General features: G+C 44.5%; 15 protein-coding genes. 6 read left to right on the top strand and 9 right to left on the bottom strand.

Annotation, left to right across the window (positions count from 1 at the left end; all coding sequences use genetic code 11):
• Positions 1 to 203 precede the first annotated feature (203 nt).
• Complete coding sequence (locus AC3WU2_RS04980) at positions 204 to 1,283, top strand: lactonase family protein (protein WP_492451818.1); 1,080 nt, start codon at positions 204 to 206, stop codon at positions 1,281 to 1,283.
• 81 nt (positions 1,284 to 1,364) lie between these two features.
• The gene (locus tag AC3WU2_RS04975) at positions 1,365 to 1,919 is read left to right on the top strand and encodes a hypothetical protein (protein ID WP_492451816.1); all 555 of its coding nucleotides are present in this window, start codon (positions 1,365 to 1,367) and stop codon (positions 1,917 to 1,919) included.
• 167 nt (positions 1,920 to 2,086) lie between these two features.
• On the opposite strand, the gene AC3WU2_RS04970 is transcribed toward AC3WU2_RS04975, so the two are convergent.
• Positions 2,087 to 3,148, bottom strand: a complete 1,062-nt coding sequence (locus AC3WU2_RS04970; RefSeq protein WP_492451815.1) for an LLM class flavin-dependent oxidoreductase — start codon at positions 3,146 to 3,148, stop codon at positions 2,087 to 2,089.
• Between the two features lie 41 nt (positions 3,149 to 3,189).
• The gene (locus AC3WU2_RS04965) at positions 3,190 to 4,446 is read right to left on the bottom strand and encodes an MFS transporter (protein ID WP_492451813.1); all 1,257 of its coding nucleotides are present in this window, start codon (positions 4,444 to 4,446) and stop codon (positions 3,190 to 3,192) included.
• Positions 4,447 to 4,741: 295 nt separating this feature from the next.
• Between AC3WU2_RS04965 and AC3WU2_RS04960 the strand changes: the two genes are divergently transcribed.
• Complete coding sequence (locus tag AC3WU2_RS04960; protein WP_492451811.1) at positions 4,742 to 5,323, top strand: TetR/AcrR family transcriptional regulator; 582 nt, start codon at positions 4,742 to 4,744, stop codon at positions 5,321 to 5,323.
• Between the two features lie 77 nt (positions 5,324 to 5,400).
• Here the strand turns inward: AC3WU2_RS04960 and AC3WU2_RS04955 are convergent, their stop codons facing one another.
• From AC3WU2_RS04955 to AC3WU2_RS04940, 4 genes are all read right to left on the bottom strand, one after another.
• Positions 5,401 to 6,534 (bottom strand): MFS transporter, encoded by a 1,134-nt coding sequence (locus AC3WU2_RS04955; protein ID WP_492452191.1) that lies wholly within the window; start codon positions 6,532 to 6,534, stop codon positions 5,401 to 5,403.
• Positions 6,535 to 6,637: 103 nt separating this feature from the next.
• A complete protein-coding gene (locus AC3WU2_RS04950; RefSeq protein ID WP_492451809.1) occupies positions 6,638 to 7,264 on the bottom strand; it encodes an FMN-dependent NADH-azoreductase in 627 nt (208 codons plus the stop codon).
• A gap of 67 nt (positions 7,265 to 7,331) precedes the next feature.
• Positions 7,332 to 7,916 (bottom strand): DUF3238 domain-containing protein, encoded by a 585-nt coding sequence (locus AC3WU2_RS04945; RefSeq protein WP_492451807.1) that lies wholly within the window; start codon positions 7,914 to 7,916, stop codon positions 7,332 to 7,334.
• Between the two features lie 30 nt (positions 7,917 to 7,946).
• Positions 7,947 to 8,531, bottom strand: coding sequence for a DUF3238 domain-containing protein (locus AC3WU2_RS04940; protein WP_492451805.1), 585 nt, complete (start codon positions 8,529 to 8,531; stop codon positions 7,947 to 7,949).
• Positions 8,532 to 8,669: 138 nt separating this feature from the next.
• Between AC3WU2_RS04940 and AC3WU2_RS04935 the strand changes: the two genes are divergently transcribed.
• Together AC3WU2_RS04935 and AC3WU2_RS04930 are read left to right on the top strand one after the other, a co-directional pair.
• Complete coding sequence (locus tag AC3WU2_RS04935) at positions 8,670 to 9,143, top strand: MarR family winged helix-turn-helix transcriptional regulator (RefSeq protein WP_492451803.1); 474 nt, start codon at positions 8,670 to 8,672, stop codon at positions 9,141 to 9,143.
• Between the two features lie 122 nt (positions 9,144 to 9,265).
• Positions 9,266 to 10,066, top strand: a complete 801-nt coding sequence (locus tag AC3WU2_RS04930) for a DUF2935 domain-containing protein (protein ID WP_492451801.1) — start codon at positions 9,266 to 9,268, stop codon at positions 10,064 to 10,066.
• Between the two features lie 157 nt (positions 10,067 to 10,223).
• On the opposite strand, the gene AC3WU2_RS04925 is transcribed toward AC3WU2_RS04930, so the two are convergent.
• Entirely contained in the window at positions 10,224 to 12,086 is a 1,863-nt protein-coding gene (locus tag AC3WU2_RS04925) for a hypothetical protein (protein WP_492451799.1), read from the bottom strand.
• A 237-nt stretch (positions 12,087 to 12,323) separates the two neighbouring features.
• On the opposite strand from AC3WU2_RS04925, the gene AC3WU2_RS04920 reads away from it, so the two are divergent.
• Positions 12,324 to 14,456 carry a fibronectin type III domain-containing protein gene (locus AC3WU2_RS04920; protein WP_492451797.1) on the top strand — a complete coding sequence of 711 codons (2,133 nt, stop codon included), beginning with the start codon at positions 12,324 to 12,326 and terminating at the stop codon, positions 14,454 to 14,456.
• Positions 14,457 to 14,534: 78 nt separating this feature from the next.
• Here the strand turns inward: AC3WU2_RS04920 and AC3WU2_RS04915 are convergent, their stop codons facing one another.
• A complete protein-coding gene (locus tag AC3WU2_RS04915) occupies positions 14,535 to 19,502 on the bottom strand; it encodes a discoidin domain-containing protein (protein WP_492451795.1) in 4,968 nt (1,655 codons plus the stop codon).
• 458 nt (positions 19,503 to 19,960) lie between these two features.
• The gene (locus tag AC3WU2_RS04910) at positions 19,961 to 22,291 is read right to left on the bottom strand and encodes a discoidin domain-containing protein (protein WP_492451793.1); all 2,331 of its coding nucleotides are present in this window, start codon (positions 22,289 to 22,291) and stop codon (positions 19,961 to 19,963) included.
• Positions 22,292 to 22,421 lie beyond the last annotated feature (130 nt).

The following is a 22,421-nucleotide window of genomic DNA, read 5'->3' as shown; positions in this document are numbered from 1 at the left end:
TTATTCAATTATCAATAGACTAAGTATAATAAATAAAATTAAAATTCTGACCATTCAATTCAAATTCTTCGCCACTTGTAACAACTCTATCATATCCATCCAGACTTACTGCGGGGCATTGTTTTAGGCTCAGATGAATAATATTAGACGATAACATAATCTAAGGCGGAGCCAAGAACTGCTCGAAGGAGGAAAGTCATTAAATGCCGCGGATGGTTTACATGATGACCAATAGGGAAGCAATGAATGAAGTCATCGCTTTTGACCGGGACACGAATGGTATGCTTACCTTTATGGGTTCCTACCCAACCTATGGAAGAGGTACTGGTACAAGGAAAGTTTCACCCGCAACAGCAAACGATGGCATCGATCCCCTTGTGTCACAAGGTTCCTTAACTTTGTCCCGTGATGCCCGTTACTTATTTGCAGTTAATACAGGCAGCAATAGTATCAGTAGCTTCATCATTACCGACAGCGGAGGACTTGTTCTCACGGATGTGAAGCCATCGGAAGGTGCTCAGCCAAACAGCGTAGATGTATTCGGTGACCTTCTTTATGTTTCAAATGTAGGTAATGCCGCCAATCAATTTAGATCCAATATCAGTGGTTTTCGCATAGAAGATAACGGACGTCTTACTCATATTCCGGGGTCCATCCATTCTCTTAGTACGATCAATGCTCAGCCGACGCAGGTTTTATTCACTCCAGATGGCAGTAAAATCGTTGTAACTGAGTTAACTACAGACCGTCTCAGTGTATTCCATGTTAATAAAAATGGTACTGTTACAGGACCAATCATTAACGATTCTAATGGTACGAGGCCGTTAGGCTCTTATTTCCTATCCTCAGGAATCCTTTTAGTTACGGAGGTAGCTTCTAGCGCGCTGTCATCATATTCTATGAGTGACAACGGGATACTGAATGTTATCAGTGGCTCTGTACCGAACGGCCAGAAGACAGCATGCTGGGTTACAACTACGAGGAATGAACGTTTTGCATATACCTCGAATACCTTAAGTGGCACAATATCCACCTACCGTATAGATAACAGCGGAAAGCTAACGGTTCTCGGGCATATCACGAGTACACCAGTTGGCGAACCTACAGGTATACCAATAGATGTTGGAGTCAGTAAAGATGGCCGCAATTTTTACACCCTAAATGGTAATCGGGGCACAATCTCAGTATTTAATATCAAGGATGATGGTAGTTTAGTTAGTTTGCAGGTAGCTGCTTCGACCCACTACCCGTATTTTGGATCGCAAGGTTTAGCTGTTCTATGATTTAAGATTAGAATATCTTGAAACTATGGACAGATGTCCAGCAAATAATATTTCATCCGTTAGTGGGAGGGACTTTTCTAAATGAATCGTGGGTTGAGCGAATATCATGGTCAATATCCCCTTATTCCTCCGATGTTAGATAAAATTTTGGAGCGATGGACTGGGGAACCAAAAAAAACAGTTTATTTGTTAATCAACAAATATGGTTTACCACATGACGCAAGCTGGACAAAAATTACATGGTTTAATAATGGTCCTTGGAAACGGACGGTTGTTCATCTTCATACAGTACCTCATAACACTCCGACCCCTCATCTTGATTATTTAGCCCAAACCATTGATTATAAAGTCCCGGTTCAATTTTTTGATGACTTAGCACAGTTTGATGGTAGTTTATATCCAGACCGTACGGCTGGTGAAGCTACGGCTAAATGCGATCAAGAAGCGGCGAATTTTATGGCTTTGAACTTGATGAACGACATCATTACTGGCAGGCGAACCGTAGAAGATGCACGTCATACTGCAGTTGAAATTGAAAAAGCTTTTCGACTCAAAGGTCAATCGTCACCTTACACCACAGGATTCCTATTCCCAAAACAATCTAATACTGCTGAACCCGATGTCGCCTATTTCTAAGAGCCGTGCACAACAAACACCACAATTGCCCTGGATTGCTTAAACTTCATAATAAGAGCGCCTCCTTGATGGTGTTGGGTTTCGAACCCGTCAACCCATCGTATCGAGGCGCTCCTTTTTTTGGCAAAGTCTATTTCTCACTTGTCATTTTATGTATCAAAGTTGCATTACGATCTACTTCCCGTCTCAGCCTCCCACTTCGCAATTTCCTCTCGAACCCGTGGTGCAACCTCTGTTCCTAGCAGCTCAATAGCTCTCATCACTTGGTCATGCGGCATCGTACTCAACGGTACATACATCATAAAGCGTGTAATGCCTACATGTTTGCGAAGGTGAATAATCTTCTGGGCAACCGTGTCCGGATCGCCAACATACAGTGCGCCTTCAAAGCTGCGCGCGGCATCGTAGCTAGAGCGGTCATAATACGCCCAGCCCCGCTCCTTGCCGAGCTTATTCATACCTGCCTGGGTAGATGGGAAAAATGTATCTGCTGCTAGTTCCGTATTCTCTGCTATAAATCCTATTGAATGCGATCCAACCTTAAGCCGCGATTCGTCATGACCAGCGTGCGCTGCCGCCTTCTTATACAGCTGTACAAGCGGTTCAAAGTGCATCGGACTCCCCCCAATGATCGCCAGCATCAATGGCAGTCCTAGCAGACCGGCACGGATTGCTGACTCCTGATTCCCCCCACTTCCAATCCATATCGGCAAAGGATCTTGAACGGGCCGTGGATACACGCCCAAATCGTCAATCGCTGGCCGATGCCCGCCCTTCCAGGTTACTTTTTCGGAATTCTGTATTTTCAGGAGTAATTCCAAATGCTCTTCGAATAGTTCATCATAGTCATGTAAGTCATAACCAAACAAAGGGAAAGATTCGATAAAGGAACCCCGGCCCGCCATAATCTCCGCACGTCCATTAGATATCCCGTCCAACGTAGAGAAATCCTGAAAAACGCGCACCGGATCAGCTGAAGAAAGCACCGTCACTGCACTGGTCAGCCGAATCCGGCTCGTCTGTGATGCCGCCGCAGATAGCACAACTGCTGGTGAAGAAGCTGCATAATCCTTTCGATGATGCTCGCCTACTCCGAACACATCAAGACCCACCTGATCGGCAAGAACAATTTCCTCGACTACTTCACGCAATCGCTGTGCGTGACTTATCACTTCACCCCTCTGAACATCCGGCTTGGTTTCTACAAACGAAGTAATCCCTATTTCCACAGCCACTCTCTCCTTTTTATTAAACATCATATGATAGAAACTTAGTTGACTTCGGCAGCCGTAGCTCGTCTGGTCATTGCCCAGAATAGCAACGCTACAGCACTGACAGAAGCCCCCAGCAAACATACTCCTTCCCAACCATAATGCGCATAGATATGGGTCGAAGCGATTGAACCGCTGGCACTTCCAATGGAATAGAACACCATATACCCAGCAGTTAGTCGGCTGCGCGCCTCCGCACGTAACGGGAGGATCATCGTTTGATTCGTGACATGTACAGCCTGTACTGCCAAGTCGAGAAGTACAATGCCAATAACCAATGCGAACAGTGATTGTTCGGTATAGCTAATGAACAACCAAGAAATCAACAATAAGATCAGCGCAATGCCTGTCGTTCTCTGTCCGTAACCTCGATCAGCCAGCTTCCCTGCTCGTGCTGCAGCTAACGCTCCAGCTACTCCTACAAGACCGAATACTCCAATCGCGCTATGCGATAGAGAGAAAGGCGGCGTGCTTAGGGGCAATACGAGCGAAGTCCATAAAATGCTGAAATCGGCAAAAATAAGCAGGGCCAGAACAGAGCGGATACGTAACATTCGTTCTTGTACAAACAGGATAAGCACGGATCCCAGCAGCTGAGGATAGGTCAGTGTTTTGACCTCGCGTTCCACTTGAGGCAATAACTTAAAAAACATAAAAACCATAACAAGCATCAACGCAGCAGAGACCAGATATACGGAACGCCAACCCGCAAGATCTGTTAATATCCCTGAAATGGACCGCGCAAGAAGTATGCCGATGACAATCCCGCTTGTTACTATACCAACGACACGCCCACGTTCGGCCGGGGCAGCCATCGTTGCCGCGAACGCCACAAGCGTCTGAGTTACAACGGCAAGGATTCCTACCAAAGCCATACCTGCAAATAGAAGTGTACTGTTGGGGGCAGTTCCAACGCTAACCAGGGCTATCATGGACAATAACATCTGACCGATAATCAAGCGGCGCTGGTTCAATAAATCCCCAAGTGGTACCAGTAGCAGCAGTCCCAATCCATAAAAGATCTGTGTGATCGTAATAACCATGCCAATCATTGAATAGTCAATGCCAAACTCACTCGACAGCTGGTCGAGTAGCGGTTGGGCGAAGTAGATATTGGCGACCGACATCCCGCAGGCAACCGCAAATAAAAGTGTCATATAGCGAGACATGGAAGCATGACGGCCTGTATTAGACGTGATCTGCTGCGGCTGTGACGAATCAGTATCGACAGCTGCTTTTTCTATAACCTCCTCCATTTGTGTACCTTCCCTCCATTCATGTTGATCTGCGAAAAACATAACTTACCGATCGGTATGTTATTAGCCAAGTAAATATATCCCATGGTTCTTACAACTGTCAACAAAAAAATGAGATCACTAGTAATGATAATTTTTTAACTTTGACCCCATTGGAATAATCCAGCCTTCATTTGACAAAATGAACGACTAATTATAAAATTATAATATACTATTCAGTACATAATATAACTTCAAATCATGTCCAGAATCATAGCGCAATGAAAAAAATCGAGTTGAATGAGAGGTATTCATCATGGCAAGAACCCGTGAATTTGACGAAGAGAAAGTATTGGATGCAGCCATGCAGCTATTTTGGGAGAAGGGGTATGAAGCGACTTCGCTTAGCGATCTAACCGCCAGAATGGGTATTCAACGTCCTAGCATATACTCTGCCTTTGGAGATAAGAAAGAACTGTTTGAAGCCGCGCTTCGTAAATACACGATGTTCCGTGCTTCCGATATACGAGCTAAACTTCAAAGCCATTCTTCTGTAAAAGAAGCATTTTCCACTTTTTTTAATGACGTGATTGCTGAGGAATATTCAGAAGATCGCAGTCGGGGCTGTTTTTGTATCAATACCTTGGTCGAACTTGCGCCTCATGACGAGAAATTTGAAATTCTGACCAGAGAACATCAAATGTATCTAACAGTCATTTTTCAAGAAACCATTGAACGAGGGGTAAAAACGGGTGAGCTCGAGGCCAACACAGACACAAAGGCTGTATCACGTGCACTAATTATATCGTTAATTGGAATTTCAGTAATGATGAAGGCTCGTCCACAGCGATCATTTATCGACAATGCAATAACAACGACACTCACTTTGCTCAAGTAAATCAGACAGAGTTCTCACGTCATGCTGATTTATTAACACCCGTCATATGAATAGCGCTTTTTTCGTAAATTAACAAGTTATTTTAATGTCTTTTTTACAAACAAAATAAAAATGAACAGACTAATAAACCCAGATACAGCACAAACAGCAAATAGCATTTGATATCCCATGAGCTGTGACACAAAACCTAGAATCATAGCCCCCAACCCAATCCCTAAATCAAAAGCAGTAAAGAATGTAGCGTTCGCTACACCTCTTTTCTCTGGTGGTGCTAATCGTAAAATTGCTACTTGAAGTGCAGGTTGTGCTGATCCGAATCCAATTCCGTACAAAATAGCTGCAATCATTAGTCCAACTGGCCCTGTTGTCATTGTTAGGACGAATAGTGCGATTATCATGATAACAAGCGCAGGGGCAATAATGGATCCTTCCCCATGTTTATCAGATATCCTCCCTGCAAGCGGTCTAATTACTGTAAGTGTGACAGCATAAACCAAGAAAAAAATACCAGCATTAGCTTGGATATTTGCTGCAAACAGGGGTAAAAATGTGGTAATGCCACCAAAAGTAATAGAAAGAAAAAATGTAACAATAGCTGCTGGCAAGACTGTTTTTTCAAAAAATGATAATGGTTGTTTGGATATATTCTGAACCGCTGGTATTTTTGTACCAAGTGCACATATGAATGCAATCATTGCTAATGCTGTGCATAGAAGAAATAGATAATGAAATGAAAATGATTTTGCTACCCAAAGACCTAGAATGGGTCCTAAAGCCATACCTAAAGTCATTGCAAGTCCATACCATCCCATTCCTTCCCCACGACGTGACTCTGGAATAACATCAGTCACAGCTGTTCCTGTTGACGTTGTAGCAACTGCCCAGCTGATTCCATGAAGGATACGTAAAATCACTAGAAATAAAACTCCTGTTACCCAATCATAAAAATACATTGTAATTGCAAAAAACAGTAGTCCGGTTAGTATAAATACCCGTCGACCATACCGATCCATTAATCCTCCAATAATAGGACGAAAAATGACTGCCGATATAGTAAACACTCCAATAATAAATCCAACTTGAGATTCACTCCCACCTAATTGCTGAATAAACATAGGTAGCGTTGGCATTAGTAAATAAAATCCACCAAATAGTAATAACGCAGTAATTGTCAGCATGATATAGTTTTTGGTCCATAAACGTTCCATTATCTTGTAATCCTTCTTCCTATCGATAGAATAAGCGAATAAAAAAGCAGTACCACCGCTTTAAAAGTGTTGGTACTGCCATATTGCGTGTCAAGTATATTGTTAATTAGAATGTACTTGCTACTTTAACAGCCTTTTCAAGCCCTGTGGCAATAATTTCTTCTGCTTGATCAGGGAATTGGTTGTGACCTTCAATGACTACTTTCTCGATATCTTTTACACCGAAGAAGCCCATCATACTTGCTACATATTTAACAGCCATTTCTACTTCAGCTGCTGGTCCTTTAGAATATACACCGCCACTTGCGTTTAATAAGGCCATTTTCTTATTTCCAATAAGACCTACTGGACCTTCTGGCGTATATTTAAATGTTTTGCCCGCGCGGTTTAAGTAATCAATGTAGGTGTGTAGTACAGCTGGGATTGTTAAATTCCATAATGGGAAACCAAACACAACTTTATCAGCTGCAAGGAATTGATCTAAATATTTATCAGCAACAGCTACAGCCTTTGCTTCCTCTTCTGTTAAATCAAGTCCTCTACTCGCCTTAAATGTACCGTTAATCGTATCTACGCCTACATAAGGCAATTCTTCCTTGTATAAATCAAGCTCTACCACGGTATCATTTGGATGTGATTCTTTATAGCACGCTAAAAATGCCTCATATAATCTTACACTAACCGCTTGATTTGCTGGGCGATTGTTTGCTTTTACGAATAAAACTGTTGTCATTCTTTTTTCCTCCTGTTACTCACTCATGTTGTTAGTTATTTGATGACAATATGGCAACACATTGACCTTACAATATTTTTTTAAAACTATACTCCATTTCTCCAGCTAGAGCTTCAGGCGTATCACCCGTTTCTCTGAAATCATGTGTATACAGTTGTTCAAACGGACCAAAATTTACTTGCTTATAAAATTCAAAACAAGGGAATCCATCATGTGCACCTTGAATCTCGACAGTACCATCTTGTTTGACATGTAGATTTAATAGATAGTCAACGGGAGGTGCATATTCATTTAATGGGTTGCTAGCACTTGCACTCATTTGAAACTTGACACTATCAGAACTCCATACAATATCTGTGCACAAAATACCTTCAGTACTAGCTTTTCCTGTTCTTTTATGAACGGAACCATCTGGCGTTGTGACTCTTTCTGTTGTTATGCCAGTATTCGCATAGGTGAAGATTTCTTTTTTATAAAAATCTAAAACGACTTCTTGTTCAACTCTAGAACGCATCGTGTTGACAGCATTAGGTGTAAATTCACGTGAGTCGCCTGAGAATTGGATTACGTTCCCCGTTAGAACATCCTTCCTAGCTTCAGTCCAAGACATTGGAATAAATACACTTGCTCTAATTTTAACGGTATCAGTCATGAGACACACCTCTTTTATTCTAATTTTATTTTATAACGTCGATTTGAAACGATATTCCATTTCTCCTGCTAACGCTTCTGGAGTGTCACCAGTTTCTCTGAAATCATGTGTATATATTATTTCAAATGGACCAAAATCTGTTTGTTTATAAAATTCATAGCATGGGAACCCATCATGAGAACCTTCAATATGCGCAACACCACTTTTGTTAATGCGTATAGTTAATAAATAGTCAGCTGCAGGTGCCGCTGAATTTAATGGATTACTGGCACTTGCCCTCATCTCAAAAGAAACTTCATCAGAGCCCCACACAACATTAGTACATACAATGTTTTCTGTACTTGTTTTTCCTTTTTTATGCTCAATAGAACCATCTGGACGTGTAACTGTTACAGTTACGATACAAGCATTTGCATATGTGAAAATTTCTTGCTTATAAAAATCAACAATCACTTCTTGCTCTAATCTTGACCGCATTGTATTTACAGCATATGGTGTAAATTCACGTGCATCACCAGCATATTCGAACTTATTTCCTGTTGAAGGATCATGAATAGGCTCCAACAAAGCATAGGGTGCAAATACACTCCCTCTAATTTTTACAATATTAGCCACGAGATACCTCCTTAATTTCGCTGAACCCTATTTCTTCATAATTGCAATATAGTCAACTTGATTGACCACATGACGTATAGTACAATGAAACTCACATAAAGTCAACCTAATTGACTTTATTTTCAGGAGGTTATATGTATGAATCATCCAGTATTTAGTGAATTCGATCTTACATCTCTGTTGTCATTATCCTTCAGTGCATTGATTGATGAACTGCATAACAGATTGAGTGAGTTAGGATTTGGAGATATTAGACCTGCACATGGTTTTATGTTTAAACATATCATTCCTAATGGAGCAACCGGCATAGAACTAGCTGAGCACTTAGGAATTACCAAGCAAGCGGTGAGTAAAATGGTGGATTATCTTGAGAAAAGTGGTTATGTCATACGTCAAACGCATCCCAATGATAAGAGAGGGAAAATTATTGTTCTGACCGAACGTGGCTGGCAAGTAATGAAAGCAAAAGAGGAGATCACAGCTGAGATAGAACAGCGCTGGATTGAAATCATTGGTGCTGAACGAATGCAAATGCTAAAAGAAGATTTATCTAAATTAGTTTATGAAGCAAATGAAGGTAAATTATCATCGAGGTCAAAACCTGTCTGGTAAATTGATCGTGATTGACATTCGCTTGATTTGATAAAGTACAAGTAGTGAATTTAAAAATTATAATATGAAATACCGCGCATAAAGTATTAATAAGATGATGCGAGTGGGAGGTTATTTCATATATGCCAGATCCCTTTGTAACACGATCCCTCGATGAAATACGATTCTGGTCACGTATTATGAAGGAACATTCATTATTTCTTAAATTAGGTTTTCGTTGTGATGATACGCAATTAATTCAGGAAGCCAACCATTTCTACGCCGTATTCGAAGGGATAGAGAATAAATCACATGCATATACCGTCGATACTGATCCTCTGACGATTCGGAGATTCAATGAAGAAGTCTATGTGGCAGCCTCTAATATTTGGGTTTTCAAGCGTAAGGTATTAGGTCTCATTTTACAATGCAAATTGCCTGGTGGAACGAACTTTCCACTACTGGTGGATCATGTTAGTAGGGAGGCCAACTACTTTAGAAATAGGCTTTCCGAATTAAATCTAGGCAATCTAGAACCGCTGCCTGATGCAATCATTGATGAGAATGTATTTTTCCTACGCATCATGGCTGATCATGCCAAATTTATCGGGCATCTATTAGATCCGTCCGAACGTCAACTCGTTGAACAAGCACGGAGCTTTAGCCATGATTTTGATACTTTATTATTCCAGGCGATAGATCTCGACTCTATGCGTCCACAATCTCAAACCTATCCCCTACTTGATCAATTCCTTGACGAGAACAGAGTATCCGTTAAATCACTCCGCGATTTTAAGAAAACAGCACGCGATCTTATCGATGCGTGCCGCATCAAAAGCATCATTCATCCCTTATTGGCAGACCACGTCTTCCGAGAAGCCGAGAGATTCCTTTTCATTATCGATGCGTTCGATGCTTCACTCAACAAACAAAAGCATTCCTGACCGCGCAGTGACCTATTTGATACCTCAAGCAAATGGATTGAACCACGATTTGGTTTTCATACACAATCGTCCATATGTAAAATTGAGAAGGCAGCTTTTAACCGGCTGCCTTTTTCATTTGCCCATTATTTCGAATATTCGGGCGGTACTTTTTGATCTAGTCCATAATACTAACGGACAGCAGTTTGCCGTCTACCTTAGATTCCTTATATGTGATTGGCAGCATTCCGTCCGGGAACGGCACCTCAAACCGATAGACACCGATCTTCGCATCGCTTTTGTCCACTAGTTCTTTTCCTTCATAGCTCCCTTGAACGCCAGCTTTTGTCAGTAGCTCAAGAGTCTTCTGCAAGCTGGCACCTTTATATCGGCCCTGCAAGTACTCTGTCCACGTCACGGCATCCCAGTCGGGAGCTTTCACGTTTACGCCGTCCTGCCGCATCGACTCCAGCAGATTGACGACCAATCGCCCGTCTCCTTCCTGCATAGCACAAACAAGCACCACGTAAGCACGGTCCATCGTCGTGATGTAATTGGTTTTGTTCTTGGCGGTCAACAATTCGAACAGATTCTCTGCACTCTGCTCCGCGGTGAACCAATAAGTATGGAAATCAAATGGATTTATCTGACTTGTACCCGGGATCAAATACCGCCCGTCATCCGAAACTCGGAATACCGATGAAATATCAAAACGCGTTGGATATTGCATGACAAAAATGTGGCTGCCGTCTCCACTAACCATCATTTGAATGGATATTGGATCACGCGGCCGCTCCCCTCCCGGCAGGATCGAAGCAGAGCCACTCATACTGGAGTAGTAGAAGCTGCCATCGTTAGCTGTCTCCCGAACAAGTCGATACAAAATCCGGCTCTTGTGCATGATCGGCTGCACGTCAATTTGAGTTGAATACCCATATGAAGTGCGAATTTCCTCATTTACCTGCCATGTAATGTCGGCTATCCCACGCAGTTCCTCTGGCTTCCGCTCGTTGGATAAGTCCGGAAGCCTTATGGCAAGAAGGTAATCATTTGTCTGCCACTCGTATGCCGTATACTTTTGATCCGATGCACGGAATACGTCAGAGAAATTCGTATTGAAAGAGATACCGTCGAGCCGCTTTTTGCTGCCGAAATCCAACGCACTTAAATGGTTTCCAGAAACTGCAAAAATACCTGCCGAGACGAGTACCGGCACGAGCAGAACAATCATAGCGTTTACTATCCTACGATCGCGAACCTCACCGAATGGCAGATCTGGAACCTGTTCGCCGTCCAGCGTTAGCTTCCCAGCTAGCAACCTCATAAGCCCGCCGATCAGTAAGGTTCCAATGCATGCGTAAGCGATCAAAGGTACCACGTATCCCCAAGGGGGTGGCAGTGACCGGAATAGGCTAACAACTATCGTGCAAAGCATGGCTAACAGCGCAAGCGGTAGCAAAGTGCCGAAATAGCGTCGAAACATGCGAGGCGCCTTTGCTAATGCATCACTGAAAGAGATATTTTGGAGGACTATCAGATATGGCGTAAGCGAGTAGAACAGTAAAGCAATCATCAATATGATCCCCAATGGGAAAAAGACTGCAGCGAGGAAAACAATCAATACGCCTATCACGCATTGAAAGATTGACCACGCGATCATATCGCCGAAATACCTGCGTCCACACGCAAATAGAGGGCCTACCTTACGGTACAGAACCCATCCTTTCAGACCGCCGAGGTACATGCCCCGGACAAAACATTGCAATCCCATGACAGCCGCAGATACAAGGAATGCCATGATTCCCCATGCCTGTGGGCCCGTCTGAAGATACGAATATGGGATTTTCAGATCCGTAAGCGACGGCATATATAATGGGATGGTTAAGGATATCCCGAATGTCTGCACAGCAGTACCCGTTGTCGCTAACGGTGTCTGAGTATAAGGAAATACGGAAAATCCAAAATAAATGCCAAGTCCGACTACAGCCGTGACAAGTACTTCAAAAGCTAACACCAAAACAATCAAACGTGTGTAGGTCATCGTTTCCTCCTTTGCATGATCAACTCTCATGTCCCCTTCAGTCATCCCTCCCAGTATTTGACGTATTTGGAGAGCAATTGTTGCGCTAACCTACCTGGTGTCGGGGAAAAAGATGAAACTCCTTCCCCCATCTTACATAGGCTCATGATTGAAACAAAAGGTTATTCAAAACGCGAACTTTAATGGTATATTATTACACGAAATGAATATTAAATTCGCGAGATTAAGGAGGAAATTATGAAAAATTTTCGATTAAGAATGCCGTACTTGCTCATTGTAAGCTTGTTGGTCATGCTTTTCGTTCCCCAGTTTGCCTATGCGGACGAGCACGTAGGCACTCGAGAAACAGCTGATTCAACAACCATTATCGGCGGCGTGAGTCCGTCAGACGGCGCAATGATTACCGAGAGCTTTACGAACATCAGCTTTGCGCTTGGGATTCCAATAGCAGATACGGGTTCGATCATTGTCATGGTGGATGACCAACAACTTATAGAGCCGAATTATATGCATGGAATGGTGTTTACGTATTGCTCTAATTTGCAGAACGGTACCCATTCCTTAAACATTCGTGTCTTAGATCATGATAAGAACATCTTGCAGGAATACAACGGAAGCTTCAACGTCCGGCTTTCGATATGGAAAGATAGTAGCTTAAAAGCAGAGAATATCGATGCGACTTCACTCCGTTTATCCTGGACGCCCGCCAAAGAGAGCTTGGGTTACAGAATATATGGAAATAGCATTCTTCTGGGTGATGTGAACGGAAATATAACCTCATTCGATGCAACGAATCTGACGCCAAAAACCACATATAACTTTAAGGTGGAGGCGAAGCGTTCTGATGGCAGTTGGACGACGGATGGCCCTGCCCTTACGGTGTCAACATTCCCTCAAGATCGTATAAACCCGTTTATTGAATCGGTGTCTCCCGCTGATGGCGATAGCTTAACGACGGCCTGGCCGAGGATCACGGCCAAAGTATACGATGAAGACTCCGGCATAAATGTAAGCTTGAGTATGGTCGGGATCGACAATAGGATGGTGCCGTTCAGTTATGACGAAGCATCTGAGACGCTGACCGCGATTGCTCCTAGATTGCCAAGCGGTACGCATTCCCTTCTGATCTTTGTCACAGATAACGACGGTAATCAAACGCGGTACAACAGCAGCTTTACCGTAAACTACGAGGCGGGAATGCCGTTCCTGGAACGAAGCAACAAAATTCTTGCCGCTCTTGACGAAGGTGATCCGGCAGATGTAGAGGATGTGCGCAGGCTAAGTTCTGAATTTGCCGAACTGGACGAGATAACCGACCAATCCTTGATTGATCCGATCTGGAACAAAATCAAACTCAAGCTGCCTGCATCTGTTGACAAGGCTGAGTTGAAAAGGAAACTGTTTCATATTATTGTGACGATTGGTTCGCTCCCATACGATCAACAGGAATCCGGGTTAAAAACCATCTTGTCTGATCCCGAATTTCTATGGACATTGAATACGATAGCTGCGGCAGGTGGAGAAACAAACCTCACGATGGAGGATATTCTTTCGTTCATTTTCGGGGATGGCATCAATCTCAGGGGGATCGAAGGCCATGTTCTATATTATCTCTCGGAACTGTCTCCCATCGAACTGTCAGGTCTTCTAGGCGACAATCAGAAAATGACGGACATCCTGATGAAAGCAATAACGAATCAGCTTAGTCAAACAAGCTATTACAAAATCAGCTCGATATTAAGAAATCTTAACGTCACCGCTCATGATGTTCAGTCGACTTTACTGAATTTCCAGCAACGGCTGAAATATGACGGACCTGCCGTTCACGCATTGACAGTTGCTTATATCCGCTTAATGGCCCAGGAATCCGTTAAAGTTAGCAACGATGGCTATCAGCACAGTTACAGCTTGAAGGTAGCCTCCGTTGACATTCCGCCGCAAGCGCTAATATGGAAGAAGGTATCCGGAAGCTCCCATCTCACTATCACATCAGATGGCGTCGTCTCCTTTCCTGAAGAGGCGTATACTGCAACCGCGGTGATTCAAGCGGCACTCATCAATCCCTCTAGTGGAGCGAATAAAGTTATTTTCCAGAAAGAAGTGACCCTAATCGCTGGCAAAGACCCAACCGTCATTTTCCAGAGCATTATGAAAACTTTCGAAGGCAAGCTGGGTGAAATACAAAGCAAGCTTAACGTCGCGACAACACACGAAGAGCAAAAGTTGCTGCTACTGGACTTGGTGAATGCAGGGAAACAGGCGATCAAGCAGATCAAATCGTTAAATATATCCGAAGAAGTCATAACGGATGCCATTGACACGATCACAAACGGGCTTGTACAAGCAGCCAGTAGTTTGCTGGTCTTCTAAGTTGCTTTGTTAGAGTTACACAAAAAGGCCAACCATCAAAGGTTGGCCTGATCTGTTAGATACTACAATCTGGAAGATTTACTCCATAATTTTTCTAGCCACGAACGCAAGATCTACAATATCGATTTTGCCATCGCCATTTACGTCTGCATGCTTGACTTGCTCCCAATCTGGGCTGGAAGATGTTTTACCGTAATGCGCTGCAACGATGCCAAGATCACCGATGCTTACTTTATTGTCATGGTTGACATCGCCTGGAATTCCCGGAGGTAGTAGCGTAATACTCACGTTGACTGTAGAAGGTTGCGCCTTCGTTTCCGCTCCTTGCGCATCGCCCAGCGTTGCGTCAGTTACAGCAATCGTTCCTGTCGTCGGCTGTGTCACAGCTTTGGCTTTGAACTTCAGTTCCAGGATATCAGCATCGCCTGTCACAGCCTTGCCGGCCCCTTCACTTGCGAGAATAAAGCGAAGTTTGCCTAGTATATTCTTCTTAGTATCCACGAGTTGAATTCCGTCTTTCACGACACGGGCCGAGACGAAATCAAATACGTTCGAATCGTAGTCCATCTTAATATCTTGTGCATATACGCTTTGTGTGACACCGCTTAGACCGAGCTGTACAGTGAATTCCTCGCCTGTTTGAACGGTGCCTGCTGCGGATAACGTCGTTATAGCATTTGGCGAGACATCGCCTTTCTGTACCGTAATTTTGCTTACCGCTGTGAAATTGCCAGCCATCGTGGTGACCGTAATGTCCGCCGACCCCGCTTTCAAGGCGGTTACCACTGTTTTACCTTCCTTGACCTCCACTTTGGCGACGGTATCGTCGCTGCTCGACCAAGTTACATTCTTATTCGATGCGTTCTCAGGAAGCACAGATGCAACCAACTCTGCTGTTTGCCCTTCCTTCAGCGAGACTTGCGGTTTATCCAACTGCACACCGGTTACGGGCACCTCAATAGGCGCCTCGATAACGCGATAGACATTCATTTCAGCTGCAGATGCATATCCGAATTGCCCTTCGGTTGCTTCCAGTTTGATAAAGGCCACTTCCTTTACCGGGAACGAAGCTGTTTTCTCCATCGTGTCATTCGCCCAGGTTCCATTGGCGACTTTTTCAAACTTGACGCCATCCGTACTTGTATAAACATTGTAGGCCGTGATCATGCCGTTCGTCGCTGCGCCTTGTCCTTGTCTAGGGAGAACCTTGATTTTATTCACGGCGTACGACCCGCCAAGATTCAATGTGACCGATTGCGGCAGCGGAGCAGACTTATCCCACTTCGTATGCCAAATCGTTTTGGAATTTCCATCGAGCACGTTGGATGCTCCGTTATTATCACCGACTAATTCCTCACTAGTTGCCGTTGCCTTCATCTGCGACTGGGGAATGGTAGCAGTCGTCACAGGCGATGTCGTATCTTGTACAGTTAAATGAATCGTGTAGGTTTGCGTTTTGGTACCGTCCTCCGCAGTCACATCGATTGTAGCCTTGCCCGGAATTCCACTCGGGTCAGTGACCGTAACTTTTGCGAATGGGTCGGACGGCGAAGCTGTGAAAGTCGGAAGCGCTGCTGACGGCAATTGCACCTCATAGGAAAGGGCGTCTGCTTGGAATCCAGCAAAAGGTTGACCGTTCATTTCAATTCCTTTCAATGCTGCGTCATGCCCAATAACAGGGACTAATCCGATAACTTCCATTTCCGTAATCCCCAAACACTTGTCAGAGACACTATTCATGTTCACTCTCACCTTCGAAGTAGAAACAGGGTCAAAAGTGATCGTATTCTTCTTGTCTGTAGGTACCGCTGGTGCATTGGTCACATGTGTCACGTCGACCCATTTCTCTCCATCCCACACCTGTACATTCATGGATGTCGGAGGAGCTGCGCCTCCATCAATGTATACATACATATTGACTTGATTAATGGTCTTTGTTTGACCGAAATCGATTTGTACCCAGTCTGACGCCCTAGACGTAGGGCTCCAGTTCGTCCACCGGTTTTTCGGTGAGCCCGTATAGGAAATAGTACCATCGTTCAAAAAGTGTTCAGGATCAGAAGGATTGGTAAACGACGCGCTTGCCTTCGGATACTCTCCTCCCGTATTCAAAGAGACATTCGCTGGTGCAGCCGACTTCACCAAAACAGACGCACCAATGGTCAGGTTTGTCCCTTCCACTTTACCTGCAACCGTAAATTCGCCTTCGGCCGCATACTTCGATGGTTCAATCGCATCCCAGGTTACTGGGGACGAGCGAAGCGATCCGTCCGTATATTCCACATCAACCTTGCTTGGAAGATTAGGTGCCATACCTACAGACGTTTTGAACATGAATGAGCCGTTAACCTTTGAAACGCCAATGATCGATACGGTGGCAGACGCTTTGATGGATGTCTCTTGTACCGTGCCGCTGACGGTAAAGCTGCCTGTATTCGCGTATTGGTCCGGATTAACCGGATTCCAGGTTACTTGAACCTCTCTTTGTTTACCATTTTGCTGGATCACAGTTACGGTCGAAGGCAGTTCCGGAGCAATACCCGGTTTGGATTCAACAGTGACCGGTTGAATACCGATGATATCCGTACTGTTCGGATCGATATCAGACACTGCAAATACTTTCGTACTATCCGGTGCCACGTTGTATCCTGTCGCGTTGACTACAATTTCACCAGCGGTCTTGGACGGCTGCACGATGAGCAACGCCTTGCCGCTAAACGCTTTGCGGCTTGATCCTTTATAACTTTCCCAGCTGATGGAATTTCCGTTATCCACACCGACGATAGTTCCGCCAGTTACGCTAAAGTTAATCAAGTTGTCCGCATTAGGAACCAGTGTGCCATTCGCATCGACAATATCAGCTTCAATAAAGACAAGGTCTTTGCCGTCTGCTTTGATGACAGTTCGATCCGGCTTCAGCACCACCTTGGCAGACTCACCTGCTGTCTTCACTTCATCCGTTGCTACAACGACGCCATTTTTCTTGGCAACGGCCTTCAAGGTACCCGGTGTAAACGGAACATTCCATTGCAGTTGCAAATCTCCCGGGGCAAATGTTTTCTCGCCAAGAGATTGATCGTTCAAGAACAGTTCAACGCTGTCCGCGTTGCTATAAGCAATGACCGGTATGGTGTCCCCCGCTTTCCAATTCCAGTGGGGCAACACATGCACCATCGGCTTGCTTGTCCAGCGGCTTTGATAGAAATAATAAATATCTTTCTGGAATCCCGCCGTATCCACGATTCCAAAGTACGAACTCTTAGCAGGCCCATCGTCGTAATACGGTGTCGGTTCGCCAAGATAGTCAAAGCCTGTCCAAATAAATTGACCTGCAACAAAGTCGCGATCAGCATCCAGCTTGTACGATTCTCTCGCGCTGAGTCCCCACCCGACCCAACTGTTATCGTAAGAAGAAGTTTGAAGGTCCGGATGTGTCAGTACATTCTGATCGATCGGCAGATGATAGACGCCGCGCGATCTGACCGCAGAGGCCGTCTCGCTTCCGTAGATTTTCCATCCAGGATGTGCCGCGTGATGCTGATCGTACAGGTATTCCGTGTAATTGTAGCCGACAATATCTAACTCGTTCGCAAATTCTACCGTTTTAGCGTCAAACATCAGCGCAATACCCATCGTAATCGGTCTTGTCGTATCGAATTCTTTAATCCATTTCTTTAGGTCTGTCACAGTTGCAACAGCGTCATCTCTTACAGTAGTATCCCAAATCTCGTTACCAAGGCTCCATGCGATAATAGAAGGATGATTCCGGTCACGACGCACCATATCCTTGAGGTCGGTTTCAGCCCACTTATCAAAGAAACGAGCATAATCGTACTCCTTCTTCGATTGTTTCCAGACGTCAAATGCTTCTTCAATGACGACGAATCCCATCCGATCGTACAAATCGAGCAGTTCGGGCGCCGCCGGATTATGGGTGGTTCGAATCGCGTTCACGCCCATAGCCTTCAGGATTTCCAGCTGTCTTTCCATGGCTCTGGTATTAACGGCAGCCCCTAACGCTCCCAAATCGTGATGCATGGACACGCCCTGCAATTTCACATGCTTCCCGTTCAGGAAAAATCCTTGGTTATTATCGAATGTGAACGTCCTGATCCCAAAAGACGTTTGATATGTGTCAACGACGACCCCGTCTACTTTCACTTCCGTATCTGCCGTATAAAGAACAGGCGCATCGATGGACCAGAGCTTCGGATTGCTCACAGTCAGTGTCTTATCAAATTCGATTTTCCCTTTGGCAGCGATTGTTTCTTCGGTTTCATATACGGCCGTCGAAACTCCCTGAGCATCCCGTATCGTAGTCGCTAAGGTTACTTTCTTGCTTTCAACGGCTTCGTTTATGACCGTCGTTTTCACGTTTACATCTGCTGAAGAATCGCTAACCTGCGGGGTTGTGACAGAGGTGCCCCATTGCCCGACATGAACCTGATCCATGGTCGACAGCCATACATGACGGTAAATCCCGCTGCCCGAGTACCAACGGCTGCTCGGCTGCTTGTTAACGACTTTGACGGCAATAACATTCTTCTCCCCGTTGAATTTTAAGTAAGGGGTCAAATCATATTCGAACGAAATGTATCCATTCGGGCGATTGCCAAGAGCTTGTCCGTTTATATACACCGTACTGTCCATAAAAACGCCGTCGAATGTAATCGTTACTTTCTTGTCTTTCGCTTCATCCGGCATCGTGAATGATTTCCGGTACCATCCGGTTCCGCCATCCAAAAACGCTGCGTCCCTGCCGGCTAAGGAGTCTTTATTAAAATTCTGTTCAATACTCCAATCATGAGGAACGTCCAATGTTCTCCAGGATGAATCATCAAAATTGTCGGTTTCCGCACCAGTGACATCACCCAGATTAAATTTCCAGTCGGAATCGAAGCTTTGTTTTTTTTCATTATCATTAATACTCACATTCGTTATTTGATCTTCAGCATGAGCCGTTTCAACCAGTGTATCGGAAGTTAATGAAATAGAGCCAAATAATATGGAAAATATGCATGCTATGCTTACTGTTTTTCTAAACACTTTACCCTCTCCCAACGTTGTAATTAAGATCTTGCCTAACCCTCTCTCTTGATTCCAATCACAATATAGTAAGCGTTTTCAATCTAGGTCATGGATAAATGCAAAATGTATCGTAGCACCCCTTTCGTTTTTTAACTATCTTTCAATTAGGTACTGCGTTTCACACAAAAAATCATATCACACTATTTTCCAATAGAATCATTAAAATACTCATCTCTTCCTTAAAAATACTCATGCTTCTCAGTGAATCCAATCGTCTCCCCGTTAGAGATCAAGTCCCCCTGGGTTGAATGAGCCACAATTTTTGACGCAAAAAAAACCACAACGTGGGGACTTGACTTCGAAGCTGATTCAGGTACTTTGCGATGGGCCCGGAAATTATAAATTCTAAAGACGTAAAAAGGCCAGCCAGCAATCGCTGGTTGGCCTTATCGATTAGGGATCACAATCTGGAGGATTTACTCCATTATTTTTCTGGCCAAGAAGGCTAGATCTAAAATATCGATTTTGCCATCGCCATTTACGTCTGCATACTTGACTTGCTCCCAATCTGGGCTAGAAGATGTTTTGCCGTAATGCGCTGCAACGATGCCAAGATCACCGATGCTGATTTTATTGTCATGGTTGACGTCGCCTGGAATTCCTGGAGGTAGTAGCGTAATGCTCACGTTGACCGTAGAAGCTTCCGCCTTCGTTTCCGTTCCTTGCGCATCGCCCAGCGTTGCGTCGGTTACAGCAATCGCTCCCGTCGTCGGTTTTGCTACAGCTTTGGCTTTGAACTTCAATTCCAGGATATCAGCATCGCCTGTCACAGCCTTGCCAGCACCTTCGCTTGCGAGAATAAAGCGAAGTTTGCCTAGCGTATTCTTCTTTGTATCTACAAGTTGAATTCCGTCTTTCACAGCGCGGGCCGAGACGAATTCAAAAACGTTCGAATCGTAGTCCACCTTAATATCTTGTGCATATACGCTTTGCGTGACGCTGCCCAGACCCAACTGTACAGTGAATTCCTTATCTGTTTGAACGGTGCCTGCTGCGGATAACGTCGTTATAGCGTTCTGCGTTGGCACCTCGGTTTTGTGATAGACATTCATTTCAGCTGCGGATGCCCACCCGCCTTGCCCTGCGGTTGCTTCCAGTTTAATAAAGGACGCTCTCGTCGCCGGGAACTCCGCTGTTTTCTCCGTAGCGTCTTTATCCCAAGTTCCATTGGTGACTTTCGTGTACTGGACGCCATCTGTACTCGCATAGACATTGTAAGCCGTGATCATACCGTTACTTCCCCCGCCTCCTCTAGGGAGAACCTTGATTTTATTCACGTCGTAAGTACCGCCAAGATTCAATGTGATCGATTGCGGCAGCGGATCGGACAAATCCCACTTTGTATGCCAAATAGTACTTGGATCTCCATCGAGCACCATGGATGCTCCGTTATTTTCGGATACCAGTTCTTCACTCGTTGCCGTTGCGCTCATCTGGAATTGTGGAATGGTTTGCGTTTGAGGTTGCGGTTTACCAATTTTTTTGCCCTCTAATTTTAGCATAACTACACCATGTGACGGTACATTCGCTGTATAGCTGCCTCTGAATTGCCCCTTATCTACATGTTCCCACAAGTCCCGAACCGTTGTGGTAGCATCCAATCCAACTTGAGCAAAGTCCACGGTTATATTCGCGGCAGAACCAGTGCGGTTAAATAATGCAATAGCAAGTGTCCCCTCCTTAGACAATTCTTTCGCCCAAACTTGGAGTCCACCAGTGTCGCTTACTAGAATACCTTGAACGCCTTTAGAATCCTGATCCACGGCTATCACTTCGGCGTTCTTAATAATATCGGCAAATTTACTACTGTAAGAGCCCGGATCATCTAAGGTGATTACATCCAAACCAAGCATAAGCGGAGACGCAAGTACGGCCCACATACTGAAATTGGCTTTGGATTCTTCGTAAGATAAGCTTTTTTGGCCGGGATATTTGTCGGCTATTACACCAACCTCCAAGCTGTCCGGGTCATTAAAATGCCCAGGACCCGCTACATCCGCATGCGGAGTTGTCTGATCGATCTCATAGAGCACACCCTTCCAATAGTCTCCCTGATTATCGATATCGTAACCAACCCTCCATGTATGCCCAATACTTGGGGCCCATTTCCAAGGCTGCTGCTTACCCCACTCGCAAATATTCAACAAAATATCACGTTTCGGATTCGCCTTATCTAGAGCGTCCTTGAATTGTTGATACTGGGTCTTAAAGTCGAGACCCATCGCATCTCCACCACATGCATCTACTTTGACATAATCGTATCCCCATTCTGCAAACTGGTCGACATCCTGCTGATAATGTCCGTAACTTCCCGTCTTTCCTCCGCAGCCAATTTTGCCAATATCGGTGTAAATACCAATCTTCAACCCTTTGCTATGCACATAATCCGCAAGCGCTTTCATTCCGCTTGGGAATTTTGTTAAGTCGGCGTTTAATTTGCCAGTAGCATCTCTGGTGCCTTGCCAACCGTCATCAATGTTGACATACTTGTACCCTAAGTCACGCAGACCGTTACTCACCATACTGTCCGCCACATTACGGATCAGCTCCTCGTTCACGTTAAAACGAACGGCATTCCAAGTGCTGTAACCCATTGGCGGCGTCGCAGCCAAAATAGGTGTATCCTGCAATGGGGAAGCTTCAGGCTGAATGGCGGCCGTTGCCGTATGTACAGATGAAACGGAGCCTATCAACAAAACGGAAACAAGGGCACAGACATAAACTGCTTTTTTCATAAAGTGGCTCATTTTGCATACCCTCCTTCAATTTAGTGAAGTTCAACTCATACTCATTCTTTTCCACAATTACGTAAGCGTTTATAAACTCTGATTGAATCCCACATACCACCCCTTTCGTTTCAACTATCTATCAATTAGG

The organism is Paenibacillus sp. EB106-05-06-XG162 (assembly GCF_058791655.1).
Note: the sequence above shows the minus strand (reverse complement) of the source record. Positions and strands in the feature narration are given on the sequence as shown.

Bases quoted from the DNA above. Each gene is read 5' to 3' on its own strand.
- AC3WU2_RS04910 (WP_492451793.1), bottom strand. From the start codon at position 22,291: ATGAGCCACTTTATGAAAAAAGCAGTTTATGTCTGTGCCCTTGTTTCC.
- AC3WU2_RS04925 (WP_492451799.1), bottom strand. From the start codon at position 12,086: ATGACCTACACACGTTTGATTGTTTTGGTGTTAGCTTTTGAAGTACTT.
- AC3WU2_RS04920 (WP_492451797.1), top strand. From the start codon at position 12,324: ATGAAAAATTTTCGATTAAGAATGCCGTACTTGCTCATTGTAAGCTTG.
- AC3WU2_RS04965 (WP_492451813.1), bottom strand. From the start codon at position 4,446: ATGGAGGAGGTTATAGAAAAAGCAGCTGTCGATACTGATTCGTCACAG.
- AC3WU2_RS04980 (WP_492451818.1), top strand. From the start codon at position 204: ATGCCGCGGATGGTTTACATGATGACCAATAGGGAAGCAATGAATGAA.
- AC3WU2_RS04950 (WP_492451809.1), bottom strand. From the start codon at position 7,264: ATGACAACAGTTTTATTCGTAAAAGCAAACAATCGCCCAGCAAATCAA.
- AC3WU2_RS04935 (WP_492451803.1), top strand. From the start codon at position 8,670: ATGAATCATCCAGTATTTAGTGAATTCGATCTTACATCTCTGTTGTCA.
- AC3WU2_RS04945 (WP_492451807.1), bottom strand. From the start codon at position 7,916: ATGACTGATACCGTTAAAATTAGAGCAAGTGTATTTATTCCAATGTCT.
- AC3WU2_RS04960 (WP_492451811.1), top strand. From the start codon at position 4,742: ATGGCAAGAACCCGTGAATTTGACGAAGAGAAAGTATTGGATGCAGCC.
- AC3WU2_RS04975 (WP_492451816.1), top strand. From the start codon at position 1,365: ATGAATCGTGGGTTGAGCGAATATCATGGTCAATATCCCCTTATTCCT.
- AC3WU2_RS04930 (WP_492451801.1), top strand. From the start codon at position 9,266: ATGCCAGATCCCTTTGTAACACGATCCCTCGATGAAATACGATTCTGG.